Below are 19,326 nucleotides of genomic sequence, written 5' to 3'. Positions count from 1 at the left end.
AGGGCGGGGGCGTCGTCGAGCAGCACGGGCGGCCGGCCCGCCGGCGGGCCGGACTCAGGCGTCCACGACCACCACGGTCACGAGCGGGGCGCGCCGGTAGGTGCGGTCCAGGTGACGGTGCACGGCGTCGCCGATCACGCGCTCGAGCTTGTCGATGTCGTCGATGTCCTGGACGTCGGACTTCGCCAGCGCGGACTTGACCTTCTCCGCGGCGCCCTTGAACACGGCGGCGTCCTGGATGAAGCCCTTGGTCATGAACTCGAGCGGCTCGGCGAGCTGGTTGGTGTCCGGGTCCACGATCGCGACCACGGTGACCACGCCGGCCTCCTGCATGGTGCGGCGCTCCTCGAGGGTGCCCTCGGTGACCTTGCCGATCGTGTCCCCGTCCACGTAGACGAGCCCGGCCTCGACCTTGCCGGCCACGGTGACCTGGCCGTCCACGAGGTCCACCACTTCGCCGTCCTTGACGATGATGACCTTGTCCTCGGGCACGCCCGTCTTCTTGGCGAGCTCGCCGTTGGCCTTCAGGTGCGCGGACTCGCCGTGCACGGGCATCACGTGGGTGGGCTTGACGATGTTGTAGCAGTACACGAGCTCGCCCGCGGAGGCGTGGCCGGAGACGTGCACCTTCGCATTGCCCTTGTGCACCACGTTCACGCCCAGGTCCGTGAGCTTATTGATGATGCCGGTGATGGAGGTCTCGTTGCCGGGCACCACGGAGGAGGCCAGCAGCACCGTGTCGCCCGGGTTGAGCTTGATCTGGTGCGTCTGGTTGGCCATGCGGCCCAGCGCGGCCATCGGCTCGCCCTGGGAGCCGGTGGAGATCAGCGCGATCTTGTCATCCGGCATGTCCTGCAGCTTCTTGAAGTCCACCACGAGGCCCTTGGGGATCTTGAGGTAGCCCAGGTCCCCGGCGATCCCCATGTTGCGCACCATCGAGCGGCCCACGAAGGCGACCTTGCGGCCGGAGGCGTGGGCGGCGTCGAGCACCTGCTGGATGCGGTGCACGTGGGAGGCGAAGGAGGAGACGATGATCCGCTTCGGCGCGGTGCGGAAGACGGTCTCGATCGCGGGGGTGAGCTCGCGCTCGGAGATGGTGAACCCGGGCACCTCCGCGTTGGTGGAGTCGGTGAGGAACACGTCCACGCCCTCCTCGCCGAGGCGGGCGAAGTGGCGCAGGTCCGTGATGCGCCGATCCAGCGGGAACTGGTCCATCTTGAAGTCGCCGGTGTGCAGGACCAGGCCCGCGTCCGTGCGGATGGCCACGGCGAGCGCGTCCGGGATGGAGTGGTTCACGGCCACGAACTCGAGCTCGAACGGGCCGAGCCGGCGCTTGTCCTCGGCCACCACCAGCTCGGTCTTCGGCACGATCCGGTGCTCCTGCAGCTTGGCGGAGATGAACGCGAGCGTGAGCTCGGAGCCGATCAGGGGGATGTCCGGGCGCTCCTTGAGCAGGTACGGCACACCGCCGATGTGGTCCTCGTGGCCGTGCGTCAGCACGATGCCCACGATGTCCTGCAGGCGGTCCCGGATGGAGGTGAAGTCCGGCAGGATCACGTCGATGCCGGGCTGGTGGTCCTCCGGGAAGAGCACGCCGCAGTCCACCACCAGGAGCTTGCCCTGGTGCTCGAACACGGTCATGTTGCGGCCGATCTCGCCCAGGCCGCCGAGCGGCGTGATGCGCAGGCCGCCCTTGGCCAGACGGGTCGGGGCGGCGTTGCCGCTGCGGGGCCGGCGGCCGGTGTTGCCGCCGCGGCGGCGGGAGGAGGTGTTGCGCGAGGAGGAGTTGCGGGAGGAACGGGTCAAGTCAGCATGCTTTCGTCGATCGGACAGGGAGGGGCACGGACTCGGTCTCGAGGCGTGCGGGGCCCCGTCCCGGACACGCGGCCGTCGAGGGCGCGGGCGGGGAACGGGTGAAATCTTCGCCTAGACTACGGGGTTTTCTCCGCGCTCGGGCCCGCGGCTCACCGCGCCCCGCGACGACGTCGACGCAGACCGACGGGCAGCTGCGGCGTGGAGGCGACCACCATCGCCACGAGCGCCCCCAGCGTGCCGGCCACCGTCAGCCAGGTGACGTGTGAGCCCGGGGCGGGCGCGACGACGTCGAGCAGGAGCGAGCCCATCAACTGGCCGCCCACCATCCCCAGGGTGGTCAGGAACGCGCCCACACGCGGGACCAGGAACGCGCCCAGCCCGATGAACACGCAGCCCAGCGGCCCGCCGGCGTACATCCACCACGTCGTCGGGAGCGGCGCCAGGGCCCCGGAGGCGCCCGCCACGACGCCCGTGGCCGCCGCCAGCAGCGCCGTGCCCGCGACGAAGTTCAGGAGCGTGGCCGGGATCGGGTTGCCGTAGTGGGCGGTCTGCTGCCCGTTCATCACCTGCTGGCCGCTGGTCGCCATGCCGGCCGCCATCGGGACCAGGGCCAGCAGCAGCCACGCCCCGGGGCTGCCCGCCTCCTGCAGGCTCGGCCACACCACGGTCACGACGGCGGCGAACGCCAGGGCCGCCCCGCCCAGCCGGCGCGGGCTGATCCGCTGCACGCCCGCCGGGGTCCACCCGAGCCGGTCCAGCGTCATGCCGCCGAGCATCTGCCCCGTCACGACGGCCACGGTGAACACGGCCACGCCGATCACCGGGATGGCCAGCGCCTGCGCGAAGACGAACACCGCACCGATCATGCCGGCGAGCATCTGCCACCAGCGCACGTGCCCGCCGCGCACGGCCGCGGGGATCCGGGCCACCGAGCGACGGCCCGCGGGCAGCAGCAGCCACACCAGGAGCATGACGGCCAGGCCGGAGGAGAAGGAGACCAGGGCCGCGTGCGCCGGCGAGCCCAGTTCGAGCCGCAGCGCCGAGTTCACCCGCCCCTGCAGCGGCATCGCGGCGCCGGCGAGCAGGGCCAGGGTCGCCAACAGGACGGTGGAGGCGCGGGAGGTGGACATGGCATTCAGTATCCCCGTCCTCGCCCCGGGCATTGATGCCGGGATCGGGGAGGATTGATCACCATTCCCTCTGAGGGGTGAAGTGTGATCCGTCTCTCTCTAGAGTCCCGGGGTGGGACCCCTCGTCCGTCGAGGGGGCCTACCCGGAGCCCCCGCCCCGGGGACCCGCGCGAGAGGACCGCACTGCGATGATCGCCAACACCTCCTTCGTCCTGCCCGAGGCCGACACGAAGCAGATCGAGGAGCAGGAGCTCCAGATCGAGGAGCCCACGGGTGCCGGGCTGGTCGTGGACATCACCCACGCCGGCGTCTGCCACACGGACATCCACGTCCGTGAGGGCGGCTACGACATGGGCAGCCTCGGCTTCCGCCGCACGCCGGGGACCGAGTACCCGCTGACCATGGGGCACGAGATCGCCGGCGTCGTCTCGGCGGTGGGGCCCGACGTGACGGAGCGCCAGGTCGGGGACGAGGTCGTCGTCTACCCGTGGCTGGGCTGCGGCGAGTGCGAGGTCTGCGCCACCGGCATGGAGAACCTCTGCATGAACGCCTCCCGGTACATGGGCATCATGCGCCCGGGCGGCTATGCCGCCAAGGTGCCCGTGCCGCACGAGAAGTACGCCGTCCCCCTCGACGGCGTCGACCCGGCCTGGGCGGCCACGCTCGCCTGCTCGGGCCTGACCGCCGTGAACGCCGCCGAGCAGGTCGCCGGCGTGGAGGGCCTCCAGGCCGACGACCCCATCGTCGTGATCGGCGCCGGCGGCGTGGGCCTGATGGTCGTGGCCGCCCTGGCGGCCCAGGGCCAGCGGAACGTGACCGTGTTGGACCGCTCGGACGCCAACTTCGACAAGGCCGTCGAGCTGGGCGCCGTCCGCGGTCTCGTCACCACGGATGAGACGACCTCCCGGGACGTCCTCGCCGAGCTGGGCGCCGCGCCGGCGGCCGCGGTCGACGTCGTGGGCGCCGGCCCCACCATGACCCTGGCCTACGACCTGATCCGCAAGGGCGGCCGCGTCGTGCCGATCGGCCTGTTCGGCGGCGAGCTGGTGCTGCCCACCCCGAGCTTCGCGCTGGGCCAGAAGTCGATCGTCGGCAACTTCGTGGGCGGCCGCCGCCACCTGGACACCGCCCTGGAGCTGGCCCGCGAGGGCAGGCTGCCCCGCGTGCCGATCCACGAAGAGCCGATGTCCGCCGAGTCCGTCCAGACCGCGCTGGACGAACTCGAGGCGGGCCGCTCCCGCGGCCGCACCGTGCTGACCCGCTGAGCCCGACGGAGCGCCGGGCATGAGCCGCTGCACCACCACCACCCACCCCGCCACGGGCCAGACCCGGGCCACCGTCGACGTGCTCACCGACCAGCAGCTCGAGGAGCGGCTGGGCGCCCGCCTCGAGACCGGCATGGTGGGGGTCGACTCCCCGTCGTCCTCGTCCGCGGAGCTGCCGTTCGGCGGCGTCGAGTGCTCCGGCTTCGGCCGCGAGCTGGGCACACTGGGCGTGGACGAGTTCGCCAATCGCAAGCTGATCCGCATCGTCGGCTGACCGCCGGGGACGGACAAGGAAGGACACCATGAGGGAAGCCGTCATCGTCTCCACCGCGCGCACGCCGATCGGCAAGGCGTACCGGGGGGCGTTCCACGACCTGCAGGGCCCGACCCTGGCCTCGCACGCCGTCCGCGCCGCCGTCGAGCGGGCCGGCCTGGAGGGCGGCGAGGTCGAGGACCTCGTCATGGGCTGCGCCATGCCCGAGGGCGCCACCGGGTTCAACGTGGGCCGTCAGGCCGCGCTGCGCTCGGGGCTGCCGGTCACCGTGCCCGGCACCACCGTCGATCGCCAGTGCGCGTCCGGCCTGATGGCCGTGGCCATCGCGGCCAAGCAGATCATCGTGGACGGGATGGACGTGGCCGTCGGCGCCGGCGTCGAGTCCATCTCCCTGGTGCAGAACGAGCACCGCAACCGGTACCGGTTCAAGGACGACTGGCTGGAGGAGAACATCTCCTCCACCTACCTGCCGATGCTGCACACCGCGGAGATCGTGGCCGAGCGCTACGGGATCAGCCGGGAGGTCCAGGACGAGTTCGCCCTCCTCTCCCAGCAGCGCACCGCCGCCGCCCAGGAGAAGGGCGTGTTCCGTGACGAGATCGTCCCCGTGGAGGGCTCCCGCCTGGTGAAGGACAAGGAGACCGGGGAGCTCGCGGAGGAGCGGGTCCGGCTCGAGCTGGACGAGGGCAACCGCCCCTCCACCAGCGCCGAGGGCCTGGCCGGCCTGACGCCCGTGCTGAAGGACGGAGAGGTCACCGCGCACTCCACCGTCACCGCCGGCAACGCCTCCCAGCTCTCCGACGGCGCCGCCGCGCTCGTGCTGATGGAGGCGGAGGAGGCCTCCCGGCGCGGTCTCGAGCCGCTCGGGGCCTACCGCGGCATCGCCGTGGCTGGCTGCGAGCCGGACGAGATGGGCATCGGCCCGGTCTTCGCCGTCCCGACTCTGCTGGAGAGGAACGGGCTGTCGGTGGAGGACATCGACCTCTGGGAGCTCAACGAGGCCTTCGCGTCCCAGGCCGTGTACTGCCGCGACCGGCTGGGCATCGACCCGGAGAAGCTCAACGTCAACGGCGGCGCCATCTCCATTGGCCACCCCTACGGCATGTCGGGGGCGCGCATGACCGGGCACGTCCTGCTCGAGGGCCGCCGCCGCGGCGCGAAGTGGGGCGTCGTGACCATGTGCGTGGGCGGCGGCATGGGCGCCGCTGGCCTGTTCGAGATCTTCTGATCCCCGCCCCGGCGCGACGTCGGCCCGGTCGCCGCGCGGTGACCGGGCCGCCGTCGTGGGGGTGGTGATCCCCGGAGGCCAAGCCGGGAGCGCGGCGCAGCCGGGACGCTGACGCCCTGCGGGCCGCGCCGGTAGCGTCGAAGCAGTCCCCGAACCAAGGAGCACCGTCATGACCTCTGTCCTGTTCGTCGTCAGCGCCGCCGCGGGGTGGACGCTCAAGGACGGCACCGTGCACCCCACCGGCTTCTGGGCCGAGGAGCTCGTGGTGCCGCACCAGGTGTTCACCACGGCCGGGTGGCAGGTGGACATCGCCACCCCGGGCGGCAAGACCCCCACCGTGGATTCCATCAGCCTGGGGATGATGGCGGGCTCGAAGGACCGCCGGGAGAAGATCGAGCGGCGCCTGGAGCGGCTCGCCCCGTGGCTGCAGGCGCCGCTGACGCTGGCCGACGTGGACGAGTCCCGCTACGACCTGGTGTTCTACCCCGGCGGCCACGCCCCCATGGAGGACCTCGCCTACGATCCGGTCTCCGGCGCGCTGATCGCCCGCCGCCTGCTGGAGGACCGGCCGCTCGCCCTGCTCTGCCACGCCCCAGCCGCCGTGTTCGCGGCCAAGCGCGAGGACGGCACGATCGTCCCGGCGGGCCGCCGCATGACCGCCTTTTCCGACCTCGAGGAGAGGCTCAACCTCTTCTCCTGGAAGGCCCGGTGGACGGTGGAGGCGCAGCTGCGCCACGGCGGCGTGCGGTATGAGAAGGCCCGCTTCCCGCTGCAGTCCCACGTGGTGGTGGACGGCGCCCTCTACACGGGCCAGAACCCGCAGTCCTCGGCGGCGCTGGCCGAGCGCCTCGTCCGGGACCTGGGGGCCGCGGCCGTCTCCCGCTGACGACGGCGGGGCCGCTCGGAGGCTGCGGAGGGTCGCCGGTCAGCCCCGCCCGATCCGCTCGGCCAGCTCCGCGGTGCCGTGCTCGTCCAGCACGAGCCCGGGGTGCGGGCCCGCGGCGGCCAGCGCGTCCCGGTCCAGCTCCCGGAGCCCCGGCCCGGCCGCGAGCACCGCGTTGCCCAGCTCGAGCCGCTCCAGCACGGGTGCGGGCCCGAGCGTCCACGGCCCCGGCACGCCCGCCTCGGCGCATGCCGTCTCCAGGGCGGCGAGCTGCGTGCCCAGGTGGGCGAGGCCGTCGTCGTCGCCGACGTTCACCAGCAGCGCCCCGCCGGGGGCCAGCAACGCGAGCAGCTCCGCGTGGAAGCCCGCTCCGGTCAGGTGCGCCACGGCGCCGGCGTCCGTGTCGATGTCCAGCACGACGGCGTCCCACGCGCCCGCGGTGGTCTCGCCGTCCAGGGGGTCCAGCAGGTCGTCGACGGCGGCTCGGGCGTCCGCGACGACGACCTCCACGTCCGCGTCCGCGGGCAGCGGCAGCTCCTGCAGGACCAGGCCCATCAGCTCGCGGTCCAGGTCCACCGCGGTCTGAGGCGAGCCGGGGCGGGTGGCCGCGACGTACCGCGGCAGGGTCAGCGCACCCCCGCCCAGGTGCAGCACGCGCAGGGGTTCCCCGGCCGGGGCGAGGAGGTCGAGGACGTTCGCGATCCGGCGCAGGTACTCGTGGCGGACCTCCGTGGGGCGGGCGAGGTCCACGTGGGACTGCACGTGCCCGCCGACCTCCAGGACGTGCCCGTCCCCGTGCGGGTCGGGCAGGATCCGCGCGTCGACCCCGGAGGCGGCCAGGTGGACGGTGCGGGCTGCGGGGGAGGGGACGTCGTCGTGGGCCATGGGGCCATTCTCCCGCCCCGGCTCACCCCTCGCCCCCTCGCCGTCGCGCCGTCGCCCCGTCGCGAATCCACTGCACTTCTGACCCTTCTGAGCGGCGACATCGGGTCCAGAAGGGTCAGAAGTGCAGTCGATTCGTTGAGGGGGTCACGGCAGGGCGAGCCGGCAGACCTTCTTCCACGCCGAGCCGACCTGCGTCAGCAGGGGGCCTGTGGTGTACGGCAGCCCGTAGCGGCGGCACACGTCCCGCACCTGCGGGGCCACCTCGGCGTACCGGTTGGAGGGCAGGTCCGGGAACAGGTGGTGCTCGATCTGGTGGGAGAGGTTGCCGGTCATGAAGTGCATGAACGGGGAGCCGGAGATGTTCGCCGAGCCCATCATCTGCCGCACGTACCAGTGCCCGCGGGTCTCGCCGGCGGCCATCTCCTCGGAGAACGTCTCCACGCCGTCCGGGAAGTGGCCGCAGAAGATCACGGAGTGAGCCCAGATGTTGCGCAGGAGATTGGCGGTGGTGGTGCCGGCCCACGCGGCCGTGCCCGAGCCGGTCAGCGCCTGCGCCACGAGCGGGGTGGCCACGGTGTCCTTGGCCAGCTGGCGGGCGGCCTTCACGCCCACGGAGCGCAGGTCCCGCCACAGGGCGGCCTTCGGCTTCTCGCCGGACTGCACCTGCGCGAGCTCGAGGTCGTAGATGGCGATGCCCCACTCGAAGAACGGCGCCAGGATCCCGTTGATCACGGGGTTGAGCAGGTGGCGGGGCCTCCACGGCTCGGAGGGGTCCATGCGCAGGACGTTGTAGCCGAGGTCGTGGTCCTTGCCGGAGACGTTCGTCCAGCGGTGGTGCGCGTCGTTGTGGGTGTTCTGCCACGCGCTGGAGGGGGTCACGAAGTCCCACTCCCACGTGGTGGAGTGGATGTCCGGGTCCCGCATCCAGTCCCACTGGCCGTGCAGGACGTTGTGGCCGATCTCCATGTTCTCGATGATCTTGCCCACCGTGAGCATGGTGGTCCCGGCCAGCCACGCGGCGGGGTTCCTCGCGTTCAGCAGGCACACGCGCCCGCCGACCTCGAGGCCGCGCTGCAGGCGGATGACGCGGCGGATGTAGGCCGAGTCCTTCGCCCCGCGCGTGGCCAGGACGGACTCCTGAATCGCGTCCAGCTCGCGGCCGATCTCGGCGATGTCCTCGTCGGACAGGTGGGCGGTGAGCGGGTGGCGGGCCACGGGTCCGCCGGCGGCGGCCAGGGCGTCGCTGCGGCGGGCGCTGCCGGTGGGTGCGGGCGACGACGGCGCGGCGGCCGGGGCGTCGTCGAGGGGGGCCCAGCTCGTGGTGTCGGCGACGTCGTCGGTGAGGACGTGGTGCAGGGGGTTCCGGACCGCGGTGCCGGGCAGCGTGGGCGTGGCGGAGGCGGCGGTGCCGATCGCCATCCGCAGGGGACGGGCCTCGGCGGGCAGGTGCGGGCGGTCGAGGATGCTTGTCATGGTGGCTCCTTCGTCGTGGGGTGGCGGAGATCGTGGGACGGCGCCGGGCGGGTGGGGCCGGCGCGCCGTGGCGGGACTACAGGTCCAGGGAGACGGGGCCGGCCGCGGCGGACACGCATGTCTGGACGAGGTCGCCGGGCTCGCCGTGCACCTCGCCGGAGCGCAGGTCCGTGACCTGCCCGGAGCGCAGCGGGGTCAGGCACGCGTGGCAGATGCCCATGCGGCAGCCGTACGGGGCGGCGATGCCGGCGTCCTCGGCCACGTCCAGCAGCGGGGCGTCGCCGGGGCCGGGGGCCTCCACGTCCGAGCGCTCGAACGTGACAAGCCCGCCCGCACCGGCCTCGCCGCCCACGAGGTCCACGCTGAACCGCTCCAGCAGCAGCTCCTCGGGCGCGTGCTCGGCCCAGAGCGCCTCGGCGGCGTCGAGGAACTCCGTGGGGCCGCACGCGTAGGCGGTGCGGTCGCGCCAGTCGGGGCACAGGGCGTCCATGGCGTCCGGGCCGCTCAGGTCCAGGCGGCCGTCCTGCGCGGTCAGCCGGTGGTGCACGGTGAGCCCCGGGAACTGGTCGGCGAGCTCGGCGAGCTCTTCACGGAACGGGATGTCCTCGAGGGTGCGGGCGGAGTGGACCAGGACCACGTCCGCGTCCTGCCGGCGCGGCACCAGGGTGCGGATCATGGACATCACGGGGGTGAGGCCGGAGCCGGCGGTGAGCATCAGCAGCGGGCGGGGATGGCCCGGGAGGACGAAGTCGCCCTCCGGCGGGGCCAGGAACAGGACGTCGCCGGGCTTGGTGCGGCGCACGAGCGTGCCCGAGACGAGGCCCACGTCCCGCACGGTGATCTCGGGCTGCTCGCCCGCGGCGGCGGAGAGCGAGTAGGAGCGCCAGCGGCGCACGCCGTCCACGTCCACGCCGATCCGGGCCCACTGGCCGGCCTCGTGGGCGTGCCAGCCGGGGCCGGGGCGGAAGCGGACGGTCACGGTCCCGGCAGCGGGGTGCTCGACGGCGGTCACCACCCCGCGCAGCTGGCGCGAGGAGTGGACGGGGTCGAACAGGGCCATCACGTCCTGCGGGGTGAGCGGGTGCAGGAGCGTGGACGCCAGGCGGGACAGCAGGGGGGAGGCGGCCATGGGGCCGAGCGTAGGCATCAGCGGGGTCACGATTCTTCTCCTCCGACGTACGATCGTGCCGAAGAGTTCATCGTCTGGAGATGAAGAATGCCGCGCACCGGTGCCCCCGCCCCGCCCTGGCAGTCCCTGCCTGCCGATCTCGCCGACGCGCTCGCACCGGCGGTGCCCGACGTGGTCGAGCGCATCATCCGCACCGTGCCGGAGCAGATCCCGGCGTACGCCGCGGCCCGGGAGGGCGGCTACGGCAAGAAGATCGCGTTCGGCGTGCGCACGGCCTTCGGGCAGCTGCTCAGCCTGCCGGGCACCTCCCGCCGCACTCTCAACCCGGAGACCCGCGACCTCATGGCCTCCCTCGGCGCCGGCGAGTTCCGGGAGGGCCGCACGATGGACCACCTCCTGGGCGCCTACCGCCTCGCGGCCCGGATCGCCTTCCGCGAGCTCTCCGAGGAGTGCGCCCGCCAGGGGATGGCGATGGGCGTCGTCGTGGACCTGGGGGAGTCCATCTGGGCGTACATCGACGAGCTGTCCGCCGTGAGCGCCCAGGCGTACGCGGCGGAGCAGTCCGCGCGCGCGGGGGCGCTGGAGCGGCACCGGGCGGAGCTGGCCGCGGCGCTCGTGAACGGCACGGCGGGTCCCGCGGAGCTCGAACGGCTCGCCCTGGTGGCGGACTGGCCCGTGCCCGAGCGGCTCTCCGTGGTGGTCCTGCCCGCCGAGGCGCATCCCGCCGTCCGTGCGCGGCTCGCGCAGCGGGGGCTGCTCCTCGAGCGCGGCGGGGAGACCGTGCTCCTGGCGCCGCCGCCGCGCTCGCCGGCTGCCCGGCGTCGCCTGCTGGACGACCTGGCCGGCACGGGGGCCGTGGTGGGACCCGCGGTGATCCCGTCCCGCGTGCCGGCCTCCCACCGGGTGGCCCGGGCGCTCGCGGCCCAGCGGCCGGGCCTGCCGGGCGTGGCGGAGGGTGAGGCGATCCTCGTGGAGGAGCACCTGGGGGCCGTGGTCCTCGGCGCCGCCCCGGAGGTCCTGGGGCAGCTCGCAGACCGCGTGCTGGCCCCCCTCGACGGGCTGACGGACGGGAAGCGGCAGACCATGGAGGCCACCCTGGCCGCCTGGCTGCGCCATTGGGGCCAGCGGGCACCCATGGCGCACGAGCTGAGCGTCCACCCGCAGACCGTGGGGTACCGCGTGGGCCGCCTGCGGGAGCTGTTCGGGGACGTCCTCGAGGACCCCGACGCGCGGTTTGACCTGGAGCTGGCCCTGCGGGGGCGGGCGGTCGTAACCGGTGGACTTTGATGGTGTGCGTCGGATAGGAATAGGTCCGGTGTGGGTCCCGTCACCCGCATCCGTGCGCATTCCCCGTCTCGTCCGCCCGACCCTGAGGACACCATGAAGAAGACCGCCACCGGCCTCACCCTGGCCGCAGCCCTGTCCCTGACCGCCTTCTCCGCCGCCCCGGCCTCCGCGCTGGACCGCAACGGCAACTTCCAGAACTGCGACGAGGTGTACGCTGCCGGGTTCTCCCACATCGGTCCCGAGCACCCGCAGTACGACTCCGGGCTCGACAACAGCGATGACGACCTGATCGGCTGCGAGAACCCGGAGAACGCGGGCTACTACGACACGAAGAAGTGGGCCCCCTCGGCGCCCTCCGTCGATGTCGACTCGGACCTGCCGGATCACGTCACCCAGCCGGACTCGATCGACAACCAGTTCACCTACCCCGACTGCAAGGACGTCTTCGCCGCCGGCCTGGCCAACCTGCCGGAGTCCTCGGAGTACTACCACGCCGATCTCGATGCTGACCTGGACGGCATCGGCTGCGAGGTCAATGGCGACGACGCCGCCGACGTCCCCGCCGAGATCGTGGCCAAGTACACCAGCAAGAAGTCCGAGGACGAGGACGCCTCCGACGACGAGCCGCAGGTCACCGTGGTCCCCGAGGGCACCCCGGACACCGGCGCCGAGGGCACCCCGCTGGCCCCGTTCGCGGCGGGCGCGCTGGCCCTGGCCGCCGTCGCCGGCACGGGCGTGGCCCTGCGCCGTCGCCAGGCCTGACCCAGGGACATCCTCCGGATGAGCCCCGCCGCACCGTGCCGCCGCGGACGCCTCGTCGCGTCCGCGGCGGCGCTGTGTCTGCTCCTGGCCGGCTGCGCCGGGCCGGAGACGACGCCGGTCGCCGCCCCCGCGCCGCAGCCCGCCCCGGGCACGACGTCGGCCCCGGCTCCGGCGAGCCCCTCGCCCTCCGCTGAGCCGACCGCCTCAGCGTCACGGTCCGCCGAGGAGTGGTCCCGCGAGGAGGCGGTGGAGGAGTACTGGGCCGAGGGCGCCGAGACGTCCGAGCCCTCGACGGAGTCCGGACCAGAGCCGGAGCCCGAGCCGACCGAGGACGCGGAGGAGACGACGCCGTCCTCGGAGGGTGCCGCTCCGTCGTCGTCCGACGAGGAGCCGGACGCCGCCGCGCCCGAGGCCGGCGTCCTGCCTGCCGCTGTGCCCACCCGCGTGCGCGTGCCCTCCGTGGACGTCGACTCGCCCCTGCTGGAGCTCGGACTGCAGGAGGACGGCACGGTCGAGGTCCCGCCCACGGGCGAGGGCTCCCCGGCCGGCTGGTACCGCAACTCCCCGACGCCCGGTGAGCGCGGCCCGGCGATCCTCCTGGGCCACGTGGGGAACGCGCACGGTCGGCTCGGCGTCTTCGGCCGGCTGGAGGAGCTGGGGCCGGGCGACGTCGTCGAGGTGGACCGCGAGGACGGCACCACCGCCGTCTTCACCGTGGACCGCGCCGTCTCCTACGAGCGGGCCGACTTCCCGAAGGACGAGGTGTACGGGAACACGGACGACGCCCAGCTGCGCCTGATCACCTGCGAGGACTACAGCGCCTGGACCGGACGCTGGGAGGCCAACCACGTCGTCTACGCGCGCCTGACGGGCTGACCGCCCGCCTGCGCGCCCCGGCGCCCCGCGCGTCCCGCACCCCGGCCCTCGCCGTGCCCGGCTGGACCGGGATACGCTCCGCGCGGCACCCCGCGGATCAGCCCGGGGGCCGACACCCCGGAGGAGACCGCCATGCCGATCAACCACGACCTCGACGAGCAGCTCGCCGACGCCGAGACGTACCTCATCCACGTGCTCACCGAGGCCGTGCCGCCGCAGGACCCCACCAACTTCGAGATCACCGCCGCCGCGCGGGACCACTTCGAGCAGCACGGCGACTACGACGTCCGCTCCCTCGGCGCCGAGGCCGCAGAGGAGCTCCTCGCCCGGCACCGCCGCGCCGTCCGCTGATCCGGCCGCGCCGGCGGCGGGGATCGACTGGGCGGGCGTGGGCGCCGTGATCCTGGACGGCCGGACCGAGCACCACGCCGCGCAGGTGCGGGCGGCGCGAGTTCACCGTTCGCGCCGACTGGACCTCCGGCGCCGGCGTCCCCACGTGGGAGGTGCGCGGCGGCACCCTGTTCCGCGACGGGCGCCACGTGCTGACCGGCCAGGGCCCCGATGCGGCGATCGCCGCCACCGCCTTCCTGGACGCCGTCACGGGGGAGCCGTCCGAGCTGGGCACCACCGACGCCACCGAGGCGCCGGCGGTGCAGGAGCTCGTGGAGGCGCTGCTGAAGCTGGCGTGAGCGTGATCCCCCCTCGGATCAGGCCAGCGGCATCCCCATCATCGTGCGGGAGGTGATCCCGAGCTCCGCGAACGCCTCGGCGGGCATGCCGGAGACGTCGTCGTCCACGTGGGTCATGCCGATCTTCTCGGCCACGCGCCGCGACGCCGTGTTCTCGGGGTGGATGATCGCCACAAGCTGGTCCGCCAGGGCGCGATCGCGGGCGAGGTCGCGGCACGCGGCGGCAGCCTCCGTGGCGTAGCCGCGGCCCTGCTGGTCCGCGCGCACGTGGTACCCCACCTCGAGCCGCCGCTCCCCGTTCACGGACTGCCACGTCAGACCGCAGTCGCCCAGGAACCCGCCCTCGAGGGTCTCGATGATCCACAGCCCGTGCCCGTCCCGCAGGTACCGCGTGCGGTTGCCGGCGATCCACAGGGCCGCCTCCTCGGGCGTCTTGGGGGCCGGGTAGTAGGCCATCACGGCCGGGTCACCGAGCAGCGCGGCCATGGGCACGACGTCGGACTCCGTCATCTCGCGGAAGCGCAGGCGGGCGGTGGGGGCGGGGAGCATGGGGCGAGCGTAGCCCCGGCGCCTCAGGCGACGCGCGTGAGGCGGCCCAGCGCATACGCCATCAGCGGCCGATAGGCCGCCAGCAGCCACCCCGGCCCGGTGACGGTCACGCCGGCGCGGGTGCCGGCGTCGTGGTGGTCCGGAGAGGTCCCGGCGGGCTCCACCGTGTGCTCCAGGGCCATGCGCCACGGCCCGAGGCGGACGTCCCACGCCCACGCGCGGGCGGCCGTGTCCACGGCGGTCACCCGGAACGGGACGGGCACCGCCCACGCCACACGGACCGTGCCCGTGGTGCCGGGGCGGATGACCGCGTCCGCGGTCTCGACGCCGGTCAGGTGCGGCGCCCAGGACGGCCAGCGGTCCGGGTGCAGGTAGGCGGCCCAGACGTCGTCGGGGTGGGACGGGCCGGTGCGGGAGGTGTGGATCCGGCGGGCGCGGAGGAGCATGGCCCCACGATGCCATGGGAGCGGGGCGGCCGGGCAGCCGGGGTGTCCGAGGAGTGGGACCATGTCCACATGCTGGGCACGGATCCATCGGGGGTGATTCGGTGAATCATCATGAACCCATGAGGACCCCGCACCCCGCCTTCACCCCCAGCCCGGCCACGGGCGCCCTGCTCGCGCTGTCCGCCGCCCGGGCGGTGCCCCACGCGGAGTTCGTCGCAGCCGCCCCGGACGTCCCCGGCGTGGTGGGCGTGCACGTGGACCTCGACGGCGCCCGTCGCCTCGGACTGCCGGAGCGCGCCCTGACGGGCGGGCTCGTCTACGTGATCGCGGCGCCGGTGTCCCTGCGGGACCGGGCGGTGCGCGCCCACTTCCAGTCCGGCCGCACGGCCGCGTCCCATCTGCGCGCCGGCGTGGCCGCGCTGCTCTCCGAGGACCTCGAGCTGGACGGCGTGCCCCGCAGCCCCGGCGTGTCCGGCCGGCGCGGGCTGACCTCCGACGCCGAGGAGGAGCTGACCGCCTGGATGCGCGCCCACCTGCGGCTGAGCTGGTGGGAGGCGCCGGAGGGCGTCGACGCCGCCGAGGTGGCCGCCGCCGTGACCCGTGAGCTCTCCCCGGCGCTGCACTCCACCGGCGTGGACCGCCCGTGGGACCGTCTCACCGAGCGCCGCCGGGCGATCGTCGAGCGGGCCCGCCGGTCGGCGACGCTCTGAGCCTCGCCCGCCGTCTTCTCCTCCCGTCCCTCGGGCCGTGACGCCCGTCGCGCTCACCTGAGAGGATGATGCGCGTCACAGGGAAGACACTGCCGCGTGTCACCTGTTCGCCGTCTGCTTCGGAGGTCCCATGACTCGCCCCCGCACCCCCTTGCTCCTGACGACCGGCGCCATGGCAGCGCTCGCCGTGGCGACCGGTTGCGCGGCCGAGGAGGAGGTCCCGGCACCGCCGACGATGACGGCGTCCTCCTCATCCACCATGGCCGCGCCGTCGACCGAATCCAGCACGCCCGGCGCCATCGCCTCGAACTCCGCGGCGGCCTCCTCGGCCTCGACATCGACTGCGGCCTCCTCCGAGGACACCGCCGGCACGGAGTCGGAGGCAGACGCCCCCACGACGTCGGCGACGACCGCGGGTCCGACGGGGGGCGGGGAGTCCCGGCCTGAGGACGACAAGGAGTCCGCCGAGGCCTCGGTGACCGCGGAAGCCGGGACCGGGTCGGATGAGGGCGACGACTCCGACGGAGGATCCGTGACCTCCGGTGACACGGCCGACTCGGGCGAGCTGGCCTCGGCGCGCAGCCAGGCGCGTTCGTACCTCGAATTCACGGGATTCTCGCGCACCGGTCTCATCGACCAGCTTGAATACGAGGGCTACTCGAACGCCGTGGCCACCGAGGCGGTCGACGGGATGGACATCGACTTCGACGCGGAGGCTCTCCAGTCTGCGGAGTCCTACCTCGAGCACACCGCGTTCTCCGAGGAGGGTCTCCAGGGGCAGCTCGAATACGAGGGGTACACCCTGGAACAGGCGGCCGGAGCGGTGGCCGCCGTCGGCGTGGACACCGCGTCCGAGGCCGTGGAGTCCGCGCGGTCGTACCTGAAGCACTCCGGCATGTCCGAGTCCGGCCTGATCGATCAGCTCGAGTACGAGGGCTTCTCCGCTGAGGAGGCCGCGTCCGCCGTCGAAGGTCTGGATGTGGACTGGACCGCCGAAGCGGCGGAGTCGGCGGCGTCGTATCTGAAGCACACGTCCATGTCGCGGTCCGAGCTGATCGATCAGCTCGTCTTCGAGGGCTTCACGACGTCCCAGGCGGAGGCGGGGGTGTCGGCCGCCGGCCTCTGACGCGTCCGCGCCACGACGCCGGGTGCCCCTCAGGGAGCACCCGGCGTCGTCGTCAGCCCTTCACACCGCCGGCGGTGAGGCCGGAGACGATGTACTTCTGCAGGAAGAGGAACAGCGCCATCACCGGGAGCGCGGCCAGGACGGCGCCCGCCGCGAACACGCCCCAGTTCTCCGACCGGGTCTCCGAGACGTACCCGTACAGGCCTACGGCCAGGGTCTGCGCCTGCGGGTCGGTGAGCACCACCGAGGCGATCACGAACTCGGACACCGTGGAGATGAAGGACAGCAGCGCCACCACCGCGAGGATCGGCGTGACCAGGCGCAGGATGATCCGGAAGAAGATCTGCACGTGGGAGGCGCCGTCCAGCTTCGCGGCCTCGTCCAGGGACGTGGGGACCGTGTTGAAGAAGCCGTACATCAGGTAGGTGTTCACGCCCAGCGCGCCGCCGAGGTAGACCATGATCAGGCCCAGGTGCGTGCCGATGCCCAGCGCGGGCACGATGTCCCCGATCCAGTTCAGCAGCAGGAAGATCGCGACGACGGCCAGCAGCTGAGGGAACATCTGCACCAGCAGCAGGGTCAGCAGGCCCACGCGCCGGCCCCGGAAGCGCATCCGGGAGAACGCGTAGGCGGCCAGGGCGCCGAGGAACACGGTGGCCACCGAGGTCACCACACCGATGATCAGGGTGTTCAGGAACCACCGGCCGAACGGGCGCTGCTGGTCCTGGAACAGGTCCACGTAGTTCTGCGTGCTGAACGCGCTGAACAGCGTGTTGGAGCTGGCCATCGTGCCGGTCGGGTCGAAGGACGCCGAGAGCACGTACAGCAGCGGGAAGAGGGAGAACGCGCTCGCCAGCACGCCCACGGCGTGCCGCCAGCCGTCCTCCCTGAGCCAGCGGCCGACGCCGCGCTGGGAGCCGGAGGGGCCGTCGTCCCAGCGGATCGGGTCGGCCTCCTGGGCGGCCAGCGCCGCGGCCATGCCGGTGGCGGCCGGGGCGGGGGCGGCGGACGCCGTGGCGGTGGCCGTGTCCGGCCCGGGGGTCTCCAGGGGTCCGCGCGGGTCCTGGGGTGCGGGGGAGCTGCTCACGAGTTGATCTCCTCGAGGGCCTTGGTGCGGCTGAAGCTGAGGGCGGAGACGGTGGCCACGATCAGGAAGATCACGATCGACAGGGCCGAGGCGAGGCCGAAGTCACGGCCCACCCCGGAGAAGGCCGTCTTGTAGACCACCGTGATCAGGATGTCCGTGGCGCCGATGTTGCCCGAGGCGTCCGGGAACTGCGGGCCGCCGCCGGTCAGCATGTAGATGATGTTGAAGTTGTTGAAGTTGAAGGCGAACGAGGAGATGAGCAGCGGGGCCACCGACACCAACAGAAGGGGCAGCTTGATGGAGCGGAAGATCCGCCACGCGCTCGCGCCGTCCATCTTGGCGGCCTCGTCCACGTCCTCAGGAAGCGACTGCAGGGCGCCGGTGGTCACGAGGAACATGTAGGGGAAGCCGAGCCACAGGTTCACCAGCAGCACGGAGAGCTTGGCAAGCCACGGGTCCGTGAGCCACTGGATGTCCGCCCCGCCGAACAGGGTGGTGTTGACGAAACCGAACTCCGGGTTCAGCAGGCCGGACCACACGAGGCCGGACAGGAACGCCGGGAAGGCGTAGGGGAGGATCATCAGCACGCGGTACACGCGGCGCCCGCGCATGGTGGCCTTGTTGAAGGTGATGGCCAGCAGCAGGCCGAGCACGAAGGTGCTCGCCACGGACAGCAGAGCGAAGGCGAAGGTCCATACCGTCACCCGGATGAGCGGGTCCCGGAGCTGGGGGTCGGTGAAGGCCTTGGTGAAGTTCTCCATGCCCACGAACACCCGCCAGCCGTTCTGCAGGGTGCTCCCGTCCTCCGCCGCGAACTGCCCCTCGCCGTTGTCGCGGTAGACGGTGCCGTCCTGGGTGTCCGTGAAGGTGTCCGTGGCTTCGTCATACCTCAGGGCGGGGGCGTAGGCGTAGGCGACGGAGCCGTCCTGGGTCTTCAGGGAGCCCGCGGCCGGGTCGTCCGTGAGCGGGACGTCCAGCTCGGCGACCTCGCCCTGCCGGCTCAGCAGATCGCCGAAGGTGAGGGAGGTGTACCCGTCCGCGGCGACGGGGCGGTCCCCGGAGACCTGCGCCTCCACGGGCTCCAGGGGGCTCTCCGAGGAGCCGACCAGGGTCTGCCCGTCCTGGACGGTGAGCAGGTGCAGCTCTCCGCCGCGGTCCACCACCGTGACCGGGTAGGCGGGGGAGTCCGGCACGCGCACGCTCGAGGACCGTTGGATGGCCTCGATGGCGGCGGGCTTGTCCGAGTTGTGGCCGTCACCGTAGTTCGTGAAGGCGATGTAGGAGGAGTACAGCACCACGAACACCTGGAACAGCACCAGGAAGAACACGCCCGGAGCCAGGTACTTCGCCGGCAGGCCGCCCCGGCGGAGGTAGATCCAGTTGATCAGCAGGGTCACGGCCATCGTCACCGAGAAGACCACCCAGTCGCCGGCGGCGGCGAGCTGGAACATGACGAAGCCCGCGAAGGCGTCCACGAGTCCCAGCAGGACGATCTTGACCAGAGTGCCCGCCAGTCCGTCGGGGCCGCGCCCGGAGGCTCCGCGACGTTCGGCGGGCGCGTCGTCGTCGGTGGCGCGAGTTCGGTCCGGCGCTGTGGAAGTCGTGCTCATGGTCCCTCATCCGGCCCGGACGGGCCCTCGGTGGTGTGCGGCGGAGTGCGTGTCCGGTGACCGTCATAGCCGCCGGAGGCGAGCGTCCCGCCGCGGGCCCAC

Annotated in this window: 21 protein-coding genes; 11 read left to right on the top strand and 10 right to left on the bottom strand. The window is 72.9% G+C overall.

Features of this window, described 5'->3' with window-relative positions; genetic code table 11:
• Positions 1 to 54: 54 nt before the first annotated feature.
• On the bottom strand, positions 55 to 1,641 hold the full coding sequence (locus MA879_RS00825) for a ribonuclease J (RefSeq protein ID WP_248122653.1): 1,587 nt from the start codon (positions 1,639 to 1,641) through the stop codon (positions 55 to 57).
• Between the two features lie 323 nt (positions 1,642 to 1,964).
• A complete protein-coding gene (locus tag MA879_RS00820) occupies positions 1,965 to 2,945 on the bottom strand; it encodes a DMT family transporter (RefSeq protein WP_248122422.1) in 981 nt (326 codons plus the stop codon).
• A 188-nt stretch (positions 2,946 to 3,133) separates the two neighbouring features.
• Here MA879_RS00820 and MA879_RS00815 point away from each other — a divergent pair, with 188 nt between their 5' ends.
• From MA879_RS00815 to MA879_RS00800, 4 genes are all read left to right on the top strand, one after another.
• Positions 3,134 to 4,210, top strand: coding sequence for an alcohol dehydrogenase catalytic domain-containing protein (locus MA879_RS00815; RefSeq protein ID WP_248122420.1), 1,077 nt, complete (start codon positions 3,134 to 3,136; stop codon positions 4,208 to 4,210).
• 19 nt (positions 4,211 to 4,229) lie between these two features.
• A complete protein-coding gene (locus MA879_RS00810) occupies positions 4,230 to 4,484 on the top strand; it encodes an aldehyde dehydrogenase family protein (protein ID WP_248122418.1) in 255 nt (84 codons plus the stop codon).
• 28 nt (positions 4,485 to 4,512) lie between these two features.
• A complete protein-coding gene (locus MA879_RS00805; RefSeq protein ID WP_248122416.1) occupies positions 4,513 to 5,712 on the top strand; it encodes an acetyl-CoA C-acyltransferase in 1,200 nt (399 codons plus the stop codon).
• 169 nt (positions 5,713 to 5,881) lie between these two features.
• Positions 5,882 to 6,598, top strand: a complete 717-nt coding sequence (locus MA879_RS00800; RefSeq protein ID WP_248122413.1) for a type 1 glutamine amidotransferase domain-containing protein — start codon at positions 5,882 to 5,884, stop codon at positions 6,596 to 6,598.
• Between the two features lie 39 nt (positions 6,599 to 6,637).
• Here the strand turns inward: MA879_RS00800 and MA879_RS00795 are convergent, their stop codons facing one another.
• The 3 genes from MA879_RS00795 to MA879_RS00785 all read right to left on the bottom strand — a co-directional run bounded on the left by MA879_RS00795 (position 6,638) and on the right by MA879_RS00785 (position 10,082).
• A complete protein-coding gene (locus MA879_RS00795; RefSeq protein WP_248122411.1) occupies positions 6,638 to 7,480 on the bottom strand; it encodes a spermidine synthase in 843 nt (280 codons plus the stop codon).
• Positions 7,481 to 7,624: 144 nt separating this feature from the next.
• Positions 7,625 to 8,953 carry a fatty acid desaturase family protein gene (locus MA879_RS00790; RefSeq protein ID WP_248122409.1) on the bottom strand — a complete coding sequence of 443 codons (1,329 nt, stop codon included), beginning with the start codon at positions 8,951 to 8,953 and terminating at the stop codon, positions 7,625 to 7,627.
• 76 nt (positions 8,954 to 9,029) lie between these two features.
• On the bottom strand, positions 9,030 to 10,082 hold the full coding sequence (locus MA879_RS00785) for a ferredoxin reductase (RefSeq protein ID WP_248122408.1): 1,053 nt from the start codon (positions 10,080 to 10,082) through the stop codon (positions 9,030 to 9,032).
• An 87-nt stretch (positions 10,083 to 10,169) separates the two neighbouring features.
• Between MA879_RS00785 and MA879_RS00780 the strand changes: the two genes are divergently transcribed.
• From MA879_RS00780 to MA879_RS00760, 5 genes are all read left to right on the top strand, one after another.
• Positions 10,170 to 11,369: a PucR family transcriptional regulator gene (locus MA879_RS00780; RefSeq protein ID WP_248122406.1), complete on the top strand. Its 1,200-nt coding sequence runs from the start codon at positions 10,170 to 10,172 to the stop codon at positions 11,367 to 11,369.
• A 93-nt stretch (positions 11,370 to 11,462) separates the two neighbouring features.
• A complete protein-coding gene (locus MA879_RS00775; protein WP_248122404.1) occupies positions 11,463 to 12,131 on the top strand; it encodes an excalibur calcium-binding domain-containing protein in 669 nt (222 codons plus the stop codon).
• A gap of 18 nt (positions 12,132 to 12,149) precedes the next feature.
• On the top strand, positions 12,150 to 13,007 hold the full coding sequence (locus MA879_RS00770) for a class F sortase (protein ID WP_248122402.1): 858 nt from the start codon (positions 12,150 to 12,152) through the stop codon (positions 13,005 to 13,007).
• A 132-nt stretch (positions 13,008 to 13,139) separates the two neighbouring features.
• Positions 13,140 to 13,358 (top strand): hypothetical protein, encoded by a 219-nt coding sequence (locus MA879_RS00765; RefSeq protein ID WP_248122401.1) that lies wholly within the window; start codon positions 13,140 to 13,142, stop codon positions 13,356 to 13,358.
• A gap of 152 nt (positions 13,359 to 13,510) precedes the next feature.
• Positions 13,511 to 13,696 (top strand): hypothetical protein, encoded by a 186-nt coding sequence (locus tag MA879_RS00760; RefSeq protein ID WP_248122400.1) that lies wholly within the window; start codon positions 13,511 to 13,513, stop codon positions 13,694 to 13,696.
• An 18-nt stretch (positions 13,697 to 13,714) separates the two neighbouring features.
• On the opposite strand, the gene MA879_RS00755 is transcribed toward MA879_RS00760, so the two are convergent.
• Together MA879_RS00755 and MA879_RS00750 are read right to left on the bottom strand one after the other, a co-directional pair.
• Positions 13,715 to 14,245, bottom strand: coding sequence for a GNAT family N-acetyltransferase (locus MA879_RS00755; RefSeq protein WP_248122398.1), 531 nt, complete (start codon positions 14,243 to 14,245; stop codon positions 13,715 to 13,717).
• A 23-nt stretch (positions 14,246 to 14,268) separates the two neighbouring features.
• Complete coding sequence (locus MA879_RS00750; RefSeq protein ID WP_248122396.1) at positions 14,269 to 14,691, bottom strand: SRPBCC family protein; 423 nt, start codon at positions 14,689 to 14,691, stop codon at positions 14,269 to 14,271.
• A gap of 119 nt (positions 14,692 to 14,810) precedes the next feature.
• On the opposite strand from MA879_RS00750, the gene MA879_RS00745 reads away from it, so the two are divergent.
• Positions 14,811 to 15,401 carry a GIY-YIG nuclease family protein gene (locus tag MA879_RS00745; protein ID WP_248122394.1) on the top strand — a complete coding sequence of 197 codons (591 nt, stop codon included), beginning with the start codon at positions 14,811 to 14,813 and terminating at the stop codon, positions 15,399 to 15,401.
• 99 nt (positions 15,402 to 15,500) lie between these two features.
• On the opposite strand, the gene MA879_RS00740 is transcribed toward MA879_RS00745, so the two are convergent.
• Positions 15,501 to 15,764 carry a hypothetical protein gene (locus MA879_RS00740; protein WP_248122392.1) on the bottom strand — a complete coding sequence of 88 codons (264 nt, stop codon included), beginning with the start codon at positions 15,762 to 15,764 and terminating at the stop codon, positions 15,501 to 15,503.
• A 169-nt stretch (positions 15,765 to 15,933) separates the two neighbouring features.
• On the opposite strand from MA879_RS00740, the gene MA879_RS00735 reads away from it, so the two are divergent.
• Positions 15,934 to 16,527 carry an Ltp family lipoprotein gene (locus tag MA879_RS00735; RefSeq protein ID WP_248122390.1) on the top strand — a complete coding sequence of 198 codons (594 nt, stop codon included), beginning with the start codon at positions 15,934 to 15,936 and terminating at the stop codon, positions 16,525 to 16,527.
• Between the two features lie 52 nt (positions 16,528 to 16,579).
• On the opposite strand, the gene MA879_RS00730 is transcribed toward MA879_RS00735, so the two are convergent.
• The gene (locus MA879_RS00730) at positions 16,580 to 17,506 is read right to left on the bottom strand and encodes a sugar ABC transporter permease (RefSeq protein WP_248122651.1); all 927 of its coding nucleotides are present in this window, start codon (positions 17,504 to 17,506) and stop codon (positions 16,580 to 16,582) included.
• A gap of 104 nt (positions 17,507 to 17,610) precedes the next feature.
• A complete protein-coding gene (locus MA879_RS00725) occupies positions 17,611 to 19,224 on the bottom strand; it encodes an ABC transporter permease subunit (protein WP_248122388.1) in 1,614 nt (537 codons plus the stop codon).
• Between the last annotated feature and the right edge of the window lie 102 nt (positions 19,225 to 19,326).

Origin of the sequence: Micrococcus lacusdianchii (assembly GCF_023155805.1) — a bacterium.
Taxonomy (GTDB): Bacteria; Actinomycetota; Actinomycetes; order Actinomycetales; family Micrococcaceae; genus Micrococcus; species Micrococcus lacusdianchii.
The sequence above is the reverse complement of the archived record's forward strand: the minus strand, read 5'-3'. Positions and strand labels throughout refer to the sequence as shown.

Bases quoted from the DNA above. Each gene is read 5' to 3' on its own strand.
- MA879_RS00825 (WP_248122653.1), bottom strand. From the start codon at position 1,641: ATGACCGTGTTCGAGCACCAGGGCAAGCTCCTGGTGGTGGACTGCGGC.
- MA879_RS00820 (WP_248122422.1), bottom strand. From the start codon at position 2,945: ATGTCCACCTCCCGCGCCTCCACCGTCCTGTTGGCGACCCTGGCCCTG.
- MA879_RS00815 (WP_248122420.1), top strand. From the start codon at position 3,134: ATGATCGCCAACACCTCCTTCGTCCTGCCCGAGGCCGACACGAAGCAG.
- MA879_RS00810 (WP_248122418.1), top strand. From the start codon at position 4,230: ATGAGCCGCTGCACCACCACCACCCACCCCGCCACGGGCCAGACCCGG.
- MA879_RS00805 (WP_248122416.1), top strand. From the start codon at position 4,513: ATGAGGGAAGCCGTCATCGTCTCCACCGCGCGCACGCCGATCGGCAAG.
- MA879_RS00800 (WP_248122413.1), top strand. From the start codon at position 5,882: ATGACCTCTGTCCTGTTCGTCGTCAGCGCCGCCGCGGGGTGGACGCTC.
- MA879_RS00795 (WP_248122411.1), bottom strand. From the start codon at position 7,480: ATGGCCCACGACGACGTCCCCTCCCCCGCAGCCCGCACCGTCCACCTG.
- MA879_RS00790 (WP_248122409.1), bottom strand. From the start codon at position 8,953: ATGACAAGCATCCTCGACCGCCCGCACCTGCCCGCCGAGGCCCGTCCC.
- MA879_RS00785 (WP_248122408.1), bottom strand. From the start codon at position 10,082: ATGGCCGCCTCCCCCCTGCTGTCCCGCCTGGCGTCCACGCTCCTGCAC.
- MA879_RS00780 (WP_248122406.1), top strand. From the start codon at position 10,170: ATGCCGCGCACCGGTGCCCCCGCCCCGCCCTGGCAGTCCCTGCCTGCC.
- MA879_RS00775 (WP_248122404.1), top strand. From the start codon at position 11,463: ATGAAGAAGACCGCCACCGGCCTCACCCTGGCCGCAGCCCTGTCCCTG.
- MA879_RS00770 (WP_248122402.1), top strand. From the start codon at position 12,150: ATGAGCCCCGCCGCACCGTGCCGCCGCGGACGCCTCGTCGCGTCCGCG.
- MA879_RS00765 (WP_248122401.1), top strand. From the start codon at position 13,140: ATGCCGATCAACCACGACCTCGACGAGCAGCTCGCCGACGCCGAGACG.
- MA879_RS00755 (WP_248122398.1), bottom strand. From the start codon at position 14,245: ATGCTCCCCGCCCCCACCGCCCGCCTGCGCTTCCGCGAGATGACGGAG.
- MA879_RS00750 (WP_248122396.1), bottom strand. From the start codon at position 14,691: ATGCTCCTCCGCGCCCGCCGGATCCACACCTCCCGCACCGGCCCGTCC.
- MA879_RS00745 (WP_248122394.1), top strand. From the start codon at position 14,811: ATGAGGACCCCGCACCCCGCCTTCACCCCCAGCCCGGCCACGGGCGCC.
- MA879_RS00730 (WP_248122651.1), bottom strand. From the start codon at position 17,506: ATGGCCGCGGCGCTGGCCGCCCAGGAGGCCGACCCGATCCGCTGGGAC.
- MA879_RS00725 (WP_248122388.1), bottom strand. From the start codon at position 19,224: ATGAGCACGACTTCCACAGCGCCGGACCGAACTCGCGCCACCGACGAC.